At 47.3% G+C, this 256-nt stretch carries 1 protein-coding gene; it reads right to left on the minus strand.

The genetic code is table 11. The features are described 5' to 3' along the window. On the minus strand, positions 1-256 hold a 256-nt coding region (locus tag H7198_RS06925), incomplete at both ends, for a hypothetical protein (protein ID WP_274459009.1).

The raw sequence follows: 256 nt of genomic DNA on the forward strand, positions 1-256 counted from the left end.
CATCGTTGTCTACTCCGTCACCATCTTGTGCCTTAGAAGCATCTGCATCTTCTTCTGGCGTTGTGTTTCCTTCAACTGGTGCGTTGTTTGCATCGTTGTCAGCAAATGGTGTTCCTTCGTCGAAGTCATCTACATCGTTGTCTACTCCGTCACCATCTTGTGCCTTAGAAGCATCTGCATCTTCTTCTGGCGTTGTGTTTCCTTCAACTGGTGCGTTGTTTGCATCGTTGTCAGCAAATGGTGTTCCTTCGTCGAA

This window comes from Fructobacillus sp. CRL 2054, from assembly GCF_028764065.1.
Lineage (GTDB): Bacteria > Bacillota > Bacilli > Lactobacillales > Lactobacillaceae > Fructobacillus.